Source organism: Rhodanobacter sp. GW835-FHT13D09, assembly GCF_058793995.1.
Window position 1 is genome coordinate 194,079 of sequence record NZ_JBXAGL010000001.1, and the last position, 12,483, is coordinate 206,561.

Here is a 12,483-nt window from a genome sequence, read left to right on the forward strand (position 1 = left end):
TGACAGGAAGCGTCAGCAGGGGCCGACAACCGTATCGGCACCGGGCTGCTGGCCGCATGGCGCCAACGCCCTAGCATGAACCTCCCGGACCCGCAGGAAGCGACGCCGTGACGACCTCCAGGCATCCGGCACCTTGCCTGCTGCAACATGGCATGACCCTGATCGAGCAGATCGTGGTGCTCCTGAGCATCACTGCCGTCACCAGCATCTCCATACCGGTGATGGCGAAGCTGCTTGGCCGCAATCATCTGCAGGTTGCCCAGGCGGATTTCATCACGGCACTGCGACACGCCCGCGAAACCGCCATCATGAGCGGCAGGCGCACGCTGCTCTGCCCGTCTCGCGATGGCAGCAGCTGCAGCGAGGGCTCGCACTGGGAAGACGGCTGGCTGCTCGCCCACGACGCGGACCACAACGACCAACCCGACAACCGGCCGCTTCGCGTCGGATCCGGTTACCGTGACAAGCTGATCATCCGGAGCAGCAGCGCCCGGCCCATCGTGCGCTTCCATCCCGACGGCACCGCCCGTGGCAGCAACCTCACCCTGCTGTTCTGCCAGCGATCCGGTGCGGAACGGGCACTCAGCGTGGTGGTCTCCAATGCCGGCCGCGTCCGCGGCGCTCCGGCGAGCCGGGCGCAGGCCGCCAGCTGCAGGGAATAGGCGGGGCGAAAACACGAAAGCCGGCATCAAGCCGGCCTTCGTGCGATGTCTGGCGTCCCGTGCCTGGCTTGCTGCATGCCGGCGAAGTGGTGCGCAGCAAGCGGAATTGGCGCCCGAAGTTGGACTCGAACCAACGACCCCCTGATTAACAGTCAAGTGCTCTAACCGGCTGAGCTATTCGGGCGGGAGCTGCGTAGTTTGTAGATTGGCCGGCAGGCTGTCAAGCCGCCGCCGCGCATTCGAGGCTGTCCTTCAGCCGGTGATGACGCGGTAGCACGGCACGTAGGCCGCGCCTCCAGGCAGCTTCATGCGGTGCTGCTCCACGAAGGCCTGCAGCAGCTTGTCCAGCGCCTGCATGATGTCGCGGTCGCCGTCGATGTCAAACGGGCCGTTCTGCTCGATCGCCTTCACGCCCTCCTCCTTCACGTTGCCGGCGACGATGCCGGAGAACGCCCGGCGCAGGTCCGCCGCCAGCTCGTGCCGCGGGCGGCCGTGGTGCAGCTGCAGCGCACGCATCGCCTCGTGGGTGGGGCGGAACGGCTGCTGGAATTCCAGCGGGATCTGCAGCGCCCAGTTGAAGAAGAACGCATCCTTGGTGTCGAGCCGGTTGTGGCGCACCTTTTCCAGGCCCTTGAGCATCGTGCGCGCCACCACCTCCGGGTCGTCCACGATGATCTGGTAGTGCCGCGCCACTTCGTCGCCCAGGGCCAGACGCAGGAAGCGGTCGATCTGCTCGAAGTAGGCGGCCGACTGGCGCGGCCCGGTGAAGATCAGCGGGAACGGCGTGCTGGCGTTGTCCGGGTGCAGCAGGATGCCGAGCAGGTAGAGGATCTCCTCGGCCGTGCCGACGCCGCCGGGAAACACGATGATGCCGTGGCCCAGGCGCACGAATGCCTCCAGCCGCTTCTCGATGTCCGGCATGATCACCAGGTGGTTGACGATCGGGTTCGGCGATTCGGCCGCGATGATGCCCGGTTCGGTGATGCCGATGTAGCGGTTGTGCCGGCGCCGCTGCTTGGCGTGCGAGATGGTCGCCCCCTTCATCGGCCCCTTCATCGCACCGGGGCCGCAGCCGGTGCAGATGTCCAGTCCGCGCAGGCCGAGCTGGTAGCCCACCGACTTGGTGTAATCGTATTCCTCGCGCGAGATCGAGTGGCCGCCCCAGCACACCACCAGGTTCGGATCGATCTGCGGCTTCAGGATGCGCGCGTTGCGCAGGATCTCGAACACGCCCTGGGTCAGCGCGGCGGAGGCGTCCAGGTCGAAGCCGATCTGCTCCAGCTGGGTCGACACGTACACGATGTCGCGCACCACCGCCACCAGCAGCTCGTTGATGCCGCGGATGATCTGCCCATCCACGAACGCCTGTGCCGGCGCGTTGGTCAGTTCGATCTTCATGCCGCGATCCTGCTGCAGCACCTGGATATCGAAATCCGGGTACTGCTCCAGCATCGCCCGCGGGTCGTCGCTGACGTTGCCGGAGGTCAGCACCGCCAGCGCGCAGCGCCGCAGCAGCGCATGCAGGCCCGAGCCACTGGCGCCGCGCAGGCGGGCCACTTCGTTGCGGGAGAGGACATCCAGCCCGCCGATCGGCGAGATGCGGGCACTGACTGTCTTGGTGGTTCCGGAAAGGTCGGCGTACTGCGTGTTCATCGAATCTCCATGGTCCTGTGACAGGCACTGCCTTCATGCAGGGCAGACCGCCTAGCTTCATGGCAGGTGCGGGACAGGGTCAAGTACCGGCCGGCGTCCTTGCGCCGGCCAACAAAAAGCCGGCGCCCTCGCGGGCGCCGGCCAGGATTTCCGAACGAAGGACGACTCAGAACGTGTAACGCAGGGTGGCCAGGATCGACCAGCGCTGAGTCGGGCCATTCAACTCGTCGGCGCGCGGCAGCGGCAGCGGGCTGTAGTTGCCGCTGCTGTCCTTGTAGGCCGCCTTGCTGATGTCGTAGATGTACTTGCCATCGGCACCCACGCCGGCGAAATCGGCGAGGTTGCGAACCAGCGGGAAGCTGGCGCGGTGGTCGACACCCCATTTCTTGTTGAGCATGTTGCCAACGTTGTAGATGTCCAGCCGGATCACGCCCTTGTTGCCCTTGAACAGGCCCGGGATCTCCTGGCTGAAGCTCAGGTCGATCTGATTGATCCAGGGAGCGCGGGCACCGTTGCGGCTGGCGATCTCGCCCTTGTGGTCGCGCAGGTACTTGTTGCTGTCGATGTACGCCCAGAACGAATCCTTCTGCGCCTGCGTGGTGCCCGGTGCGAAATTGATATCGCCCTTGTTCGGGATGTAGGCCAGGTCGGAGGTGAAGCCGTCGCCGTTGGCGTCGTTGCCGAAGCGCCAGCTGTACGGGGTACCCGAGTGGCCGTCATAGAACATGGTGGCGCTGGTGGCGTAGTCGCCGAAGAAACGGTGCTGCCAGGTCAGCGAGGCGATCACCCGCTTCGGGATCGAGTAGCTGGAGGTGCTCGCCTTGTTCTGGTTCGGGTTCACCCAGACGTTGTTGCTGAAGCTCGAACGGGCCACGCTCGAAGTACCCGGGTTCACCTCCGTGGCGCGACTCCAGGTGAAGCCGACCATGCCGGACCACTCGTCCGCAAACGGCTTCTTCAGGGAGAGGCTGAGGCTGTCGGCACTGCCCCGACCGCTGTTGGCCAGGTTGATCACCGCATCGCCGAACGCCTGATTGGCATTCGCGCGCGCGGTGTTGCCGCTGCTGCCGCCCGCCGGATTCTTGTAATAGGTGAAGCGGCCGTCCGGCAGCACGCCGGTGGGTGCGCCGATATTGAGGTTCTGGTACCAGATCGCGTTGCGGTTCTTGATGTGCTCGTAATCCGCGGTGAACAGCAGCCCCCACCACGGCAGCTCGCGATCGAAGCCGAGCGACATCTTCCACACGCTGGGAAGCTGGAAGTTGTCGCTGACCGTGCTGACCGCCATCTGCGCGCCCTTGGCGCCGGGAATCGGCGCCGAGCCGCCATTCTGGCCGTACGGGTTGGCGCTGAACGGCGGCAGGCCGGTGGTGGTGTTGCACGCGCTCTGCGTCGGACCGCAGTTGTACTGCACCTGGGTCACGCCCGAGTTCTGGTAGATGTTGCCCAGCCACACGCTCGGCGGGTTGGAGATGAACAGGCCGGCACCGCCGCGCAGCTGGGTCAGGCGCTCGGTGTCGAAGGCGTAGTTGAACGACATCCGCGGCTGCACCTGGCGGTTGCCATTGATCGTGCTGGTGTTGGTGCGGCCGAAACCACCCTTGGCCGAAACGCAGTTGGCAGCCACCACGGCCACCCCGGGGGCAGCCGCATAGCACGGGTTGTACAGCGGCCGGTCACCGGTCAGCGGGATGTCGACACGGAAACCGTACTGCACCGACAGGTTGTGGTTCACCTGCCAGGTGTCCTGCAGGAAGATGCCGTATTCCTTCAACTCGAAGTTGGCGGTGACCTCGCTCAGGCTGAGGCCCGCCGCCGGTGCGTTGTAACGGTACTGGTAATAGGTGCCGGCATTGAAATTGGCCAGCGAGTTGAACTGGTAGCTGCCGAACGCATTCTGCAGGAACAGGTTGTAGTACTGGCCGCGCTGGAAGTCGAAACCGCCCTTGACCGTGTGGTCGCCCAGGTAGAGCGTGCCGGCCCACGCCGCATTCAGCGTCCTCACGTGCAGCGCATTGGCCTGGCTGGAGTATTCGGTACCGAACTCCACGCCCGGCGAGCTGCTGGAGCTGTAGCAACCGTTGACGCTGTTCAGGCACACCGAGACGTCCGGCTGGGCGACGCCGTTGTACGGGCCACGGTTCTGCTTGAAGTCGGCGTAGGAAAGGGTGGTGTCGGTGGAGAAGACATCCGACCAGTCGTCGTAGAAGTGCAGTGCGTAGCTCTTGTTGTCGACGTTGGTCTTGTACCAGCCGCTGGAGAGCACCAGGATGTTGTTGTTGCCGGTGATGATCGGCTTGTTTTCCTTGGTCTGGCTGTAGGTGAAGCTGGCGCGGTGGTTGTTGGTGATGTTCCAGTCGATCTTGGCGAGGTAGCGCTTGTCCTGCAGATCGGTGTTGCCGCCGCCGAGGCCGCCGACGTCAAAGCCCTTGGCCTTGGCTGCCGCGGTGATGGCGTCGACGTTCTGCTGGGTCAGGCCGCGGATCTGGGTGGTCGCGCCGGAGCCCTGCACGCCGTACTGGGAGGACGGGCCGATCTGCTTGCTCTTCTCGTACGAGGCGAAGAAGAACAGCTCGTCCTTGATGATCGGGCCGCCGACGGTGCCGCCGGCGGTCCAGGTACGGCGGAAGCCGCCGTAAGGCTGGTCGTTGTAGTCGGCGATCATCCTGTCGCGATTCTGGAACGCGTAGTACACCGAACCATGGAAATCGTTGGTACCGCTCTTGGTCACGGCGTTGACGATCGCGCCGACGCCGCGACGCGTGGCCACGTCGTAGTTGGCGGTCGAGATGTTGTATTCCTGGATCGTGTCCTGCGAAATCGGCGTGCCTAGGGTCGGCAGGCCGTTCGCGTTCAGGCCGAACGGATCGTTGGCGCTGACCGAATCCACCGTGATGTTGTTGTAGCGGCTGTTCTGGCCGATCGCGGAGATCTCGCCACGGTCGCGGTCGGAGATCACGATGCGCGGATCGAGGCGCACGATGTTCTGGATCGAGCGGCCCGGGGTCGGCGTCGCCTCGATTTCACGCTGCGAGACGTTGGTCGAGATGCCTTTGTTGTCCGGGGTAAAGGTCTGCGCCAGTGCATTGGCCGAGACGGTGACGCCGGCGAGGTTCTTGACTTCCTTCGCCTGCTCCGCACCCATGGTCAGATTGACCGGGGTTTCCTGGGCCAGCTGCAGGTAAACCTGCCCGTGCTCGGCCTGTGCCAGGCCAGCCTTGGATGCCGTGACGTCGAACGGACCGCCCACGCGCAAACCTTGCGCGGCATAACGGCCGCTGGCATCGGTGGTGGTGATCTTGGTGGTGCCCGAGGGCTCGTGCACGATCTGCACCGTGGCGCCCGATACCGGCTGACCGTTCGCGTCCAGCACGCGGCCGCTGATCGAAGAGGAGGTGTCCTGCGCGATGGCAGGCACCGATGCAGCCAGCAGCGAAGCGATGGCGAACGGCAGGAGTTTGGCGCGAATTCGGCTATTCATTCTGTCGACTCTCAGGCTCGAAACGAAAGTATTTGCGTCTCGGGATGCAAACGTTGCCTGGCCCGGAGCATGCCAAGCGCAACTGTTGACCCGTGCTTGTTTGTACCCTGCGCGGCGATTCCCGATTCCCGATTCACGGACGTGACGGATGCGGGACGCTCCAACCAGCAAAATCTTGCGTAGGCTGGTTATCAAACGAACTTTAACGGCATGTTATTGCGTTTTTGTAACAATTGCACGTCAGCAGCCAGACGTAGCGGGGTTGAGCCATACTTATTTATTGATTTTAAATCAATAACATAATGCATCCTGCAGGTGCCACCTGAGGCTGCGGTTACACCAAGTTCAACCGGTCTTGCCGAGATAGCGCGCACGCTTGGCGGGTTTCAGGTTCGCCAGGTCGAGCATCACCAGGCCATCCACGCAACCGGAGAAATCCGGATCCTCGCCGAAACCCAGGAACTGCACGCCGGCGGGCTCGACCAGATCCACATACTGGCGATACAGCACCGGCATGCTGACGCCCAGCGCGTCCAGGTGGTGCTTGAGCTTGCCCAGCCCGGCGGCGGCATCCAGGCCTTCCAGTGTCGCGTGCACGCCCTGCACCACCTCGGGCGAGACCACGAACGGCTGCCGCGCCGCGGCCAGGCCGGGTGCGCCGAAATAATACTGATGCGCGGCGGCGATCCATTCGCGCGCCTCGCGCGGCAGGGTCACCGACATGCTGACCGGGCCGAACAGGTAGCGCAGCTCGGGGTGCCGCCGCAGATAAAGGCCGATGCCCTGCCACAACTGGTCCAGCGCGCGCGAACGCCAGTAGGCCGGCGCGATGAAGCTGCGGCCCAGCTCCATCCCCTGTGCCAGCCGCGATTCCAGCGCAGGCGAATAGGAGAACAGGCTGGAGGTGTACAGGCCGGCCATGCCGCGTTCGGCAAGCAGCCGGCCGCCATGGCCGAAACGATAGGCGCCGACGATGCGCGATGCCTGCGGATCCCACAGCACCAGGTGCTCGTAGTGGGGGTCGTAGGCGTCCAGATCGCGCCGCGTGCCGGTGCCCTCGCCCACCTTGCGGAAGGTCAGTTCGCGCAGACGGCCGATCTCGCGCATCACCGCGCTGTCGTCGGTACCCGCGTACAGCCAGGCCTGCTTGCCGTCGGCAAGATCGGCCAGTTTCTCGCCACAGGCCAGTTCCGCCGCCACCTGCGCCACCGGTTCCGGCAGCGCCAGCGGCGCCTGGCCGCCGAAGATCAGGCCACGATGCCGGCCGACCCGGTAGACGTGCCGACGCATCAGCTTCGCCATCCGCTCCGGCGAACCGCCGCTGCGCCGGGCAAGTTCATCGGCATCGATCAGCGCGCCGATGCTGAAGCCGATCCTGCGCTTGCCGGGCGCCACCGCCTCGCGCGGCAGCATCGCCGTGCTCAACGGCTTGGCGAGCATCGACAGGCCGTAGAACATCGCCGAATTGCGCGCCGAGACATGCACCGGCAACACCGGCACCTTGCTGCGCAGCGACAACCGCGCAAAGCCCTCCGACCAGCGGCCGTCGCGCACGCCACCGGCGCGCACGCGCGAGACCTCGCCGGCAGGGAACACGATCAGCGCCTCGCCGCTCTCCAGCGCGCGGTAGATGCCGCGCAGGCGGGAGGCGGCACCCTTGCCGAACACATCCACCGGCAGCAGCAGTTTGCCCAGCTGCGGCACGGTTGCCAGCCAGTCGTTGCCCAGAAAACGCACATCGCGGCGCACCGAGCCGATCAGCTGCAGCAGGGCCAGCGCGTCCTGCATGCCCAGCGGGTGGTTGGCCACCACCAGCAGCGGGCCGTCGACGGGAATGTTCTCGAGGTCGCCGGGATTGACGTGATGGGTGGTGCCGAGCACCTCTAGCACGCGATCGACGAAATCGAAGCCCTCGGCGGTGCCGACCCGGTCCAGCACGCGGTTGAAGCCGTCCTCGTCGGCCAGCCGTCCCAGCATGCCGGCCACGGGCCGGCGCAGGCGCGGGAACTGCGCCAGCCAAGGCAATCGTTCGGTCAGGGACTGTTCGATGCTCAGCATGTCTGCCTCCTCGGATTCCCCCCATCCTGGCGGCCGATTATGACAGCTGCACCATCACCCGAGGCGGCGCCTACGACATTGCGGCAATATCGCCGTTTCAAACGTTCACGTGCAGGAACGCCGCCACGCCGGCCATGAACATCTGCACCGACAGCGCGATCAGCAGCATGCCCATCACGCGCTCCAGCGCGGTCAGCACGCTCTCGCCCAGCCAGCGGAAAAGATAGGTGGCACTGAGCAGGATCAGCGAGCTGGCCAGCCACGCCAGCAGCAGCGCGATCGTCCAGTCGGCGGTGCGGCCGGGCTGGGTATCGGTCAGCAGCAGCAGCGCCGCCATCGCCGAGGGACCAGCCACGCCGGGGATCGCCATCGGCACGATGAACGGCTCGCCGCCGCCGGACTTGCCGAAGATCCCGCCGCCGTCGGCGGGCGGAAACACCATGCGGATGCCGATCAGGAACAGCACGATGCCGCCGGCGATGCTGATCGACTCCTGCTTCAGCTGCAGCAGCTTGAGGATGTGCTGGCCGCCGAACAGGAACACCAGCAGCACGCCCAGCGCGATCAGCAGTTCGCGCAGCATGACATGGCGCCTGCGCCTGGGCGGCACGTTCTTCAGCAGGCTCAGGAACAGCGGGATATTGCCCAGCGGGTCCATGATCAGGAACAGCAGGATGCCCGCCGACAATGTGGTCATCTGCGTTTCCATCTCGACTCCATCCTCGTTGGACTTCGTTGGGCAGCCACGTCGGGCGGCATACTGTCATGCCGCCGGGGACGGCCGCTCAGTCGCCCCGCAGGTCGAGCACCGCGCCGCGCGCCGCGGCACCTTGTGCGCCAAGCAGGTACACCGCCGCAGCCGCCGCGGCATCCGGCAACGGACGTTGCAGGATGTCCTCGCCGAAATAGGCCAGCTGCCGCAGTGCCGTGCGCATCGGCGCCGGCAGCATGGCATGGACGCGCAGCGGACCGCTGTCGCTCTCCTCGTGCAGGATCGCCACGAAGCGCTCCAGCGCCGCCTTCGACACGCCGTAGCCGCCCCAGTGCGCGCGCTGCAGCAGTGCGGGATCGTCCAGCACGAACACCACGGCACTGTCGCGAGCCTGGGTCAGCAGCGGCAGGCAGGCCTGGGTCAGTGCGAACGGGGCGTTGAGGTTGACATGCATCGCGCGCAGCCAGGCGTCCGGCTTGTGCATGGTGACCGGGGTCAGGCCGCCGAAGCTGACCGCCGCATGCACGACGCCGTCGAGCCGGCCGAAGTCGCGCTCCAGGCCTTCGGCCAGAGCGGCGTATTCGCGCGGCGTGGCCACTTCCATGTCCAGCGGATGGATCACCGGCTCGGCCAGGCCCTCGGCCAGCATGGCGTCGTACAACTGCTCAAGCTGGCGCTTGCGCCTGCCGGTAATCACCACCGTGGCCCCGGCGCGCGCCGCTGCGCGCGCCACCGCGCCGCCGAGGCCGCCATAGGCGCCGGTCACCAGCACCACGCGATCGGCCAGGGTGCCGGCGGACGGTTGCCAGCCGGCCGGCAAGCGGGCAACCGGCAGCGCCGTCAAGGCGCCACCCCGGCCACGTCGCGGGCCATGCGCGACAGCTCGCCGGAGGACTTCAGGTCCTCGATGATGTCGCAGCCGCCGATCAGCTCGCCCTGGATGAACAGCTGCGGGAACGTGGGCCAGTTGGAGAAGTGCGGCAGCGCCGCTCGGATCTGCGGGTCCGCCAGCACGTTCACCGCGTGGAATGCGGCGCCGGCGTCGGCCAGCGCCTGCGCGGCCCGGCTGGAGAACCCGCACATCGGGAACTCCGGCGTGCCCTTCATGAAAAGCACGATGGGATGCTCGGCCAGCATCGCCCTGATTTGCTCATTGATGTCCATGGTCCGGTGTTTCATCTTTACAATGCAGGCAGAGCGGTATTGTATCAGTCAGCCGTCGGCTGCCGTCCGCCGTAACGACCTTTTCTCCCCCAGCCACATCCAAGGAGCCTCATCATGGCGATCGAACTTCCTCCGCTGCCGTATGAAAAGAACGCACTGGAGCCGCACATCTCCGCCGAAACACTGGAATACCACTACGGCAAGCACCACCAGGCCTACGTGACCAACCTCAACAAGCTGATCGAAGGCACCGAGTTCGCCAGCGCCCCGCTCGAGGAAATCATCCGGAAATCCTCCGGCGGCGTGTTCAACAACGCCGCGCAGATCTGGAACCATACGTTCTACTGGAGCTCGATGAGCCCGAAAGGAGGCGGCGCCCCGACCGGCAAGCTGGCCGACGCGATCAACAAGGCGTTCGGTTCGTTCGACAAGTTCAAGGAGGAGTTCAGCAAGTCCGCCGCCGGCAACTTCGGCTCCGGCTGGACCTGGCTGGTGCAGCGCCCGGACGGCTCGCTCGGCATCGTCAACACCTCCAACGCGGCCACCCCGATCACCGGCAGCGACAAGCCGCTGTTCACCACCGACGTGTGGGAGCACGCCTACTACATCGACTACCGCAACGCCCGCCCGAAGTACGTGGAGGCGTTCTGGAACCTGGTGAACTGGGAATTCGCGGCCGGCAACCTGGCCTGACGTTTCGGCGCAAACAAAAACGGAGCCCTGCGGCTCCGTTTTTTTGTGCCCATGCCATCCCGGTTCAACCGAGCGCGGACAGCACCGGCGCCACCTGCACCTCGCGCCCGAGCGCCGCGGCCACCTCGCCCAGCCGCGCGGCCAGTTGCCCCGCACCCGTCGCGCACACCGTGGCATGACCGACCTTGCGACCGGGCCGGGCCTGCTTGCCGTAATCGTGCCAGTGCGCGTCGACCACCTGCAGCACCGCGGAGGCATCGGGCAGCTCGCCGATCCAGTTGAACATCGCCGACGGGCCGCGCGCGCCAGTGTCGCCCAGCGGCAGGCCGAGCACCGCACGCACGTGGTTCTCGAACTGGCTGGCGTGTGCGCCCTCGATGGTCCAGTGGCCGGAGTTGTGCACCCGCGGCGCCATCTCGTTGCCGAGCAGCTCGCCGTCCTTCACGAACAGCTCCAGCGCGAACACGCCCACATAGTCCAGCCGCTCGGCCAGCGTCCGTGCCAGCGCGGTGGCGCGCTGCTGCAACTGTTCGATGTCCGGCGCCGGCGCCAGGCTCATCGACAGCACGCCTTCGACGTGCCAGTTGCGGGTCAACGGCCAGGTGCGGAAGTCGCCGTCGCGGCCGCGCACGGCGATCACCGACAACTCGCGTTCGAACGACACGAACGCTTCCAGTATCAGGCCGTGCCGCGACGCCTGCGCACCGAGCGCGGCCCATGCCGCATCCGCATCGGCCGGGTCGCGCAGGCGGAACTGGCCCTTGCCGTCATAGCCGAGCCGGCGCGTCTTGAGAATCGCCGGCGCACCGACCACGGCCAGCGCCTGGTCCAGTTGCTGGCGCGTATCCACCGTCATGAAATCGGGCGTGGGCAGGCCGCACTCGCGGAACAGCGTCTTCTCGGCCAGCCGGTCCTGCGCCACCGCCAGCGCCTGCGGCGCGGGGGAAACCGTCACCCGTTCGGCCAGCCAGCGGGCGGTCTCGGCCGGCACGTTCTCGAAATCGAAGGTGACCACGTCGACCCTGCCCGCAAACGCCTCCAGGGCGGCGTAGTCGGTCCAGTCGGCCACCACCAGCGGGGCGACCTGGCCGGCGCAGGCATCGGCCGCGCTGTCCACTACCAGGGTGTTCACGCCCAGCGGGGCCCCCGCCAGCGCCAGCATGCGCGCCAGCTGGCCGCCGCCGAGTACACCCAGCACGGGCTGCCGCCGTTCGCTCATTGACGCGGGTCCGGTTGCTCGATCACGGCCTGGGTCTGCCGCGCGCGCCAGTGGTCCAGCGCCGTGGCCAAGGCGGGGTCGTGCAGTGCCAGCACCGCCACGGCCAGCAGTCCGGCATTCACCGCGCCGGCGCGGCCGATCGCCAGGGTGCCGACCGGAATGCCGGCCGGCATCTGCGCGATCGACAGCAGCGAGTCCATTCCGTTCAACGCCTTCGACTGCACCGGCACGCCGAACACCGGCAGACGGGTCTTGGCCGCCAGCATGCCGGGCAGATGGGCGGCGCCGCCGGCGCCGGCGACGATCACCTGGATGCCGCGCCCATGGGCTTGTTCGGCGTAACTGAACAGCAGGTCCGGGGTGCGGTGCGCGGAGACCACCTTCACCTCGTGCGCCACACCCAGCTCGGTCAGCACGTTCGCCGCGTGCTGCATGGTCTCCCAATCCGACCGCGAACCCATCACAACGCCGACGCGCGGCGGTCTGCCTGTTCCTGTCATGGCCGGGCCATCCAAAAGCGGTTATTGTACGGGCTTTCACCAGTCCGGCACACCCAAGCAATCCACCATGGACAAGCGCCTGCTCGACATCCTGTGCTGCCCCGTCAGCAAAATGCCGCTGCGCCCGCTGGGCAAGCGCGAGCTCGATTCGCTGAACGACGCCATAGCCACCGGCAAGGTCGACACCGTCGCCGGCGTGCCGGTGCGCGAGCGGGTCGGCGAAGCCCTGCTCACCACCGATCGCAAGGTGATCTACCGGGTCGAGGACGGCATCCCGGTCATGCTGCCCGAGGAGGGCATCGGCACCCTCCAGCTGAACGGATTTCCCGCGGCGTAGCTGT

11 protein-coding genes and 1 tRNA gene are annotated in these 12,483 nt (G+C 66.5%); 3 read left to right on the plus strand and 9 right to left on the minus strand.

The window, feature by feature from the left end; all coding sequences use genetic code 11:
- The first annotated feature begins 152 nt into the window (after nucleotides 1-152).
- On the plus strand, nucleotides 153-662 hold the full coding sequence (locus tag AC1Q5A_RS01005; RefSeq protein WP_492697360.1) for a GspH/FimT family pseudopilin: 510 nt from the start codon (nucleotides 153-155) through the stop codon (nucleotides 660-662).
- A 107-nt stretch (nucleotides 663-769) separates the two neighbouring features.
- Here AC1Q5A_RS01005 and AC1Q5A_RS01010 read toward each other — a convergent pair.
- From AC1Q5A_RS01010 to grxD, 7 genes are all read right to left on the minus strand, one after another.
- Nucleotides 770-846, minus strand: a tRNA-Asn gene (locus AC1Q5A_RS01010).
- Between the two features lie 68 nt (nucleotides 847-914).
- Entirely contained in the window at nucleotides 915-2,315 is a 1,401-nt protein-coding gene (gene ppnN / locus AC1Q5A_RS01015) for a nucleotide 5'-monophosphate nucleosidase PpnN (RefSeq protein WP_492697362.1), read from the minus strand.
- A 166-nt stretch (nucleotides 2,316-2,481) separates the two neighbouring features.
- Nucleotides 2,482-5,796: a TonB-dependent receptor gene (locus AC1Q5A_RS01020; RefSeq protein ID WP_492697364.1), complete on the minus strand. Its 3,315-nt coding sequence runs from the start codon at nucleotides 5,794-5,796 to the stop codon at nucleotides 2,482-2,484.
- 345 nt (nucleotides 5,797-6,141) lie between these two features.
- Nucleotides 6,142-7,854, minus strand: a complete 1,713-nt coding sequence (gene olsF / locus AC1Q5A_RS01025; RefSeq protein ID WP_492697366.1) for a bifunctional ornithine lipid synthase OlsF — start codon at nucleotides 7,852-7,854, stop codon at nucleotides 6,142-6,144.
- A 97-nt stretch (nucleotides 7,855-7,951) separates the two neighbouring features.
- Nucleotides 7,952-8,551: a YhgN family NAAT transporter gene (locus tag AC1Q5A_RS01030; RefSeq protein ID WP_492697368.1), complete on the minus strand. Its 600-nt coding sequence runs from the start codon at nucleotides 8,549-8,551 to the stop codon at nucleotides 7,952-7,954.
- Between the two features lie 88 nt (nucleotides 8,552-8,639).
- A complete protein-coding gene (locus AC1Q5A_RS01035; protein WP_492697370.1) occupies nucleotides 8,640-9,410 on the minus strand; it encodes an SDR family NAD(P)-dependent oxidoreductase in 771 nt (256 codons plus the stop codon).
- The gene (grxD, locus tag AC1Q5A_RS01040; RefSeq protein WP_114341453.1) at nucleotides 9,407-9,730 is read right to left on the minus strand and encodes a Grx4 family monothiol glutaredoxin; all 324 of its coding nucleotides are present in this window, start codon (nucleotides 9,728-9,730) and stop codon (nucleotides 9,407-9,409) included. Before grxD ends, AC1Q5A_RS01035 begins: the two co-directional genes overlap by 4 nt.
- A gap of 114 nt (nucleotides 9,731-9,844) precedes the next feature.
- On the opposite strand from grxD, the gene AC1Q5A_RS01045 reads away from it, so the two are divergent.
- Entirely contained in the window at nucleotides 9,845-10,423 is a 579-nt protein-coding gene (locus AC1Q5A_RS01045; protein WP_492697372.1) for a superoxide dismutase, read from the plus strand.
- 64 nt (nucleotides 10,424-10,487) lie between these two features.
- Here AC1Q5A_RS01045 and AC1Q5A_RS01050 read toward each other — a convergent pair whose 3' ends face one another.
- Nucleotides 10,488-11,642: a 5-(carboxyamino)imidazole ribonucleotide synthase gene (locus AC1Q5A_RS01050; RefSeq protein ID WP_492697374.1), complete on the minus strand. Its 1,155-nt coding sequence runs from the start codon at nucleotides 11,640-11,642 to the stop codon at nucleotides 10,488-10,490.
- Nucleotides 11,639-12,142 (minus strand): 5-(carboxyamino)imidazole ribonucleotide mutase, encoded by a 504-nt coding sequence (gene purE, locus AC1Q5A_RS01055; RefSeq protein WP_492697376.1) that lies wholly within the window; start codon nucleotides 12,140-12,142, stop codon nucleotides 11,639-11,641. The genes AC1Q5A_RS01050 and purE overlap by 4 nt, the downstream gene beginning before the upstream one ends.
- Before the next feature lie 67 nt (nucleotides 12,143-12,209).
- Between purE and AC1Q5A_RS01060 the strand changes: the two genes are divergently transcribed.
- A complete protein-coding gene (locus AC1Q5A_RS01060) occupies nucleotides 12,210-12,479 on the plus strand; it encodes a Trm112 family protein (RefSeq protein ID WP_492697379.1) in 270 nt (89 codons plus the stop codon).
- Nucleotides 12,480-12,483 lie beyond the last annotated feature (4 nt).

Coding starts and splice junctions, on each gene's coding strand:
- AC1Q5A_RS01005 (WP_492697360.1), top strand. CDS start 153: ATGACCCTGATCGAGCAGATCGTGGTGCTCCTGAGCATCACTGCCGTC.
- grxD (WP_114341453.1), bottom strand. CDS start 9,730: ATGGACATCAATGAGCAAATCAGGGCGATGCTGGCCGAGCATCCCATC.
- olsF (WP_492697366.1), bottom strand. CDS start 7,854: ATGCTGAGCATCGAACAGTCCCTGACCGAACGATTGCCTTGGCTGGCG.
- AC1Q5A_RS01060 (WP_492697379.1), top strand. CDS start 12,210: ATGGACAAGCGCCTGCTCGACATCCTGTGCTGCCCCGTCAGCAAAATG.
- AC1Q5A_RS01020 (WP_492697364.1), bottom strand. CDS start 5,796: ATGAATAGCCGAATTCGCGCCAAACTCCTGCCGTTCGCCATCGCTTCG.
- ppnN (WP_492697362.1), bottom strand. CDS start 2,315: ATGAACACGCAGTACGCCGACCTTTCCGGAACCACCAAGACAGTCAGT.
- purE (WP_492697376.1), bottom strand. CDS start 12,142: ATGACAGGAACAGGCAGACCGCCGCGCGTCGGCGTTGTGATGGGTTCG.
- AC1Q5A_RS01030 (WP_492697368.1), bottom strand. CDS start 8,551: ATGACCACATTGTCGGCGGGCATCCTGCTGTTCCTGATCATGGACCCG.
- AC1Q5A_RS01050 (WP_492697374.1), bottom strand. CDS start 11,642: ATGAGCGAACGGCGGCAGCCCGTGCTGGGTGTACTCGGCGGCGGCCAG.
- AC1Q5A_RS01045 (WP_492697372.1), top strand. CDS start 9,845: ATGGCGATCGAACTTCCTCCGCTGCCGTATGAAAAGAACGCACTGGAG.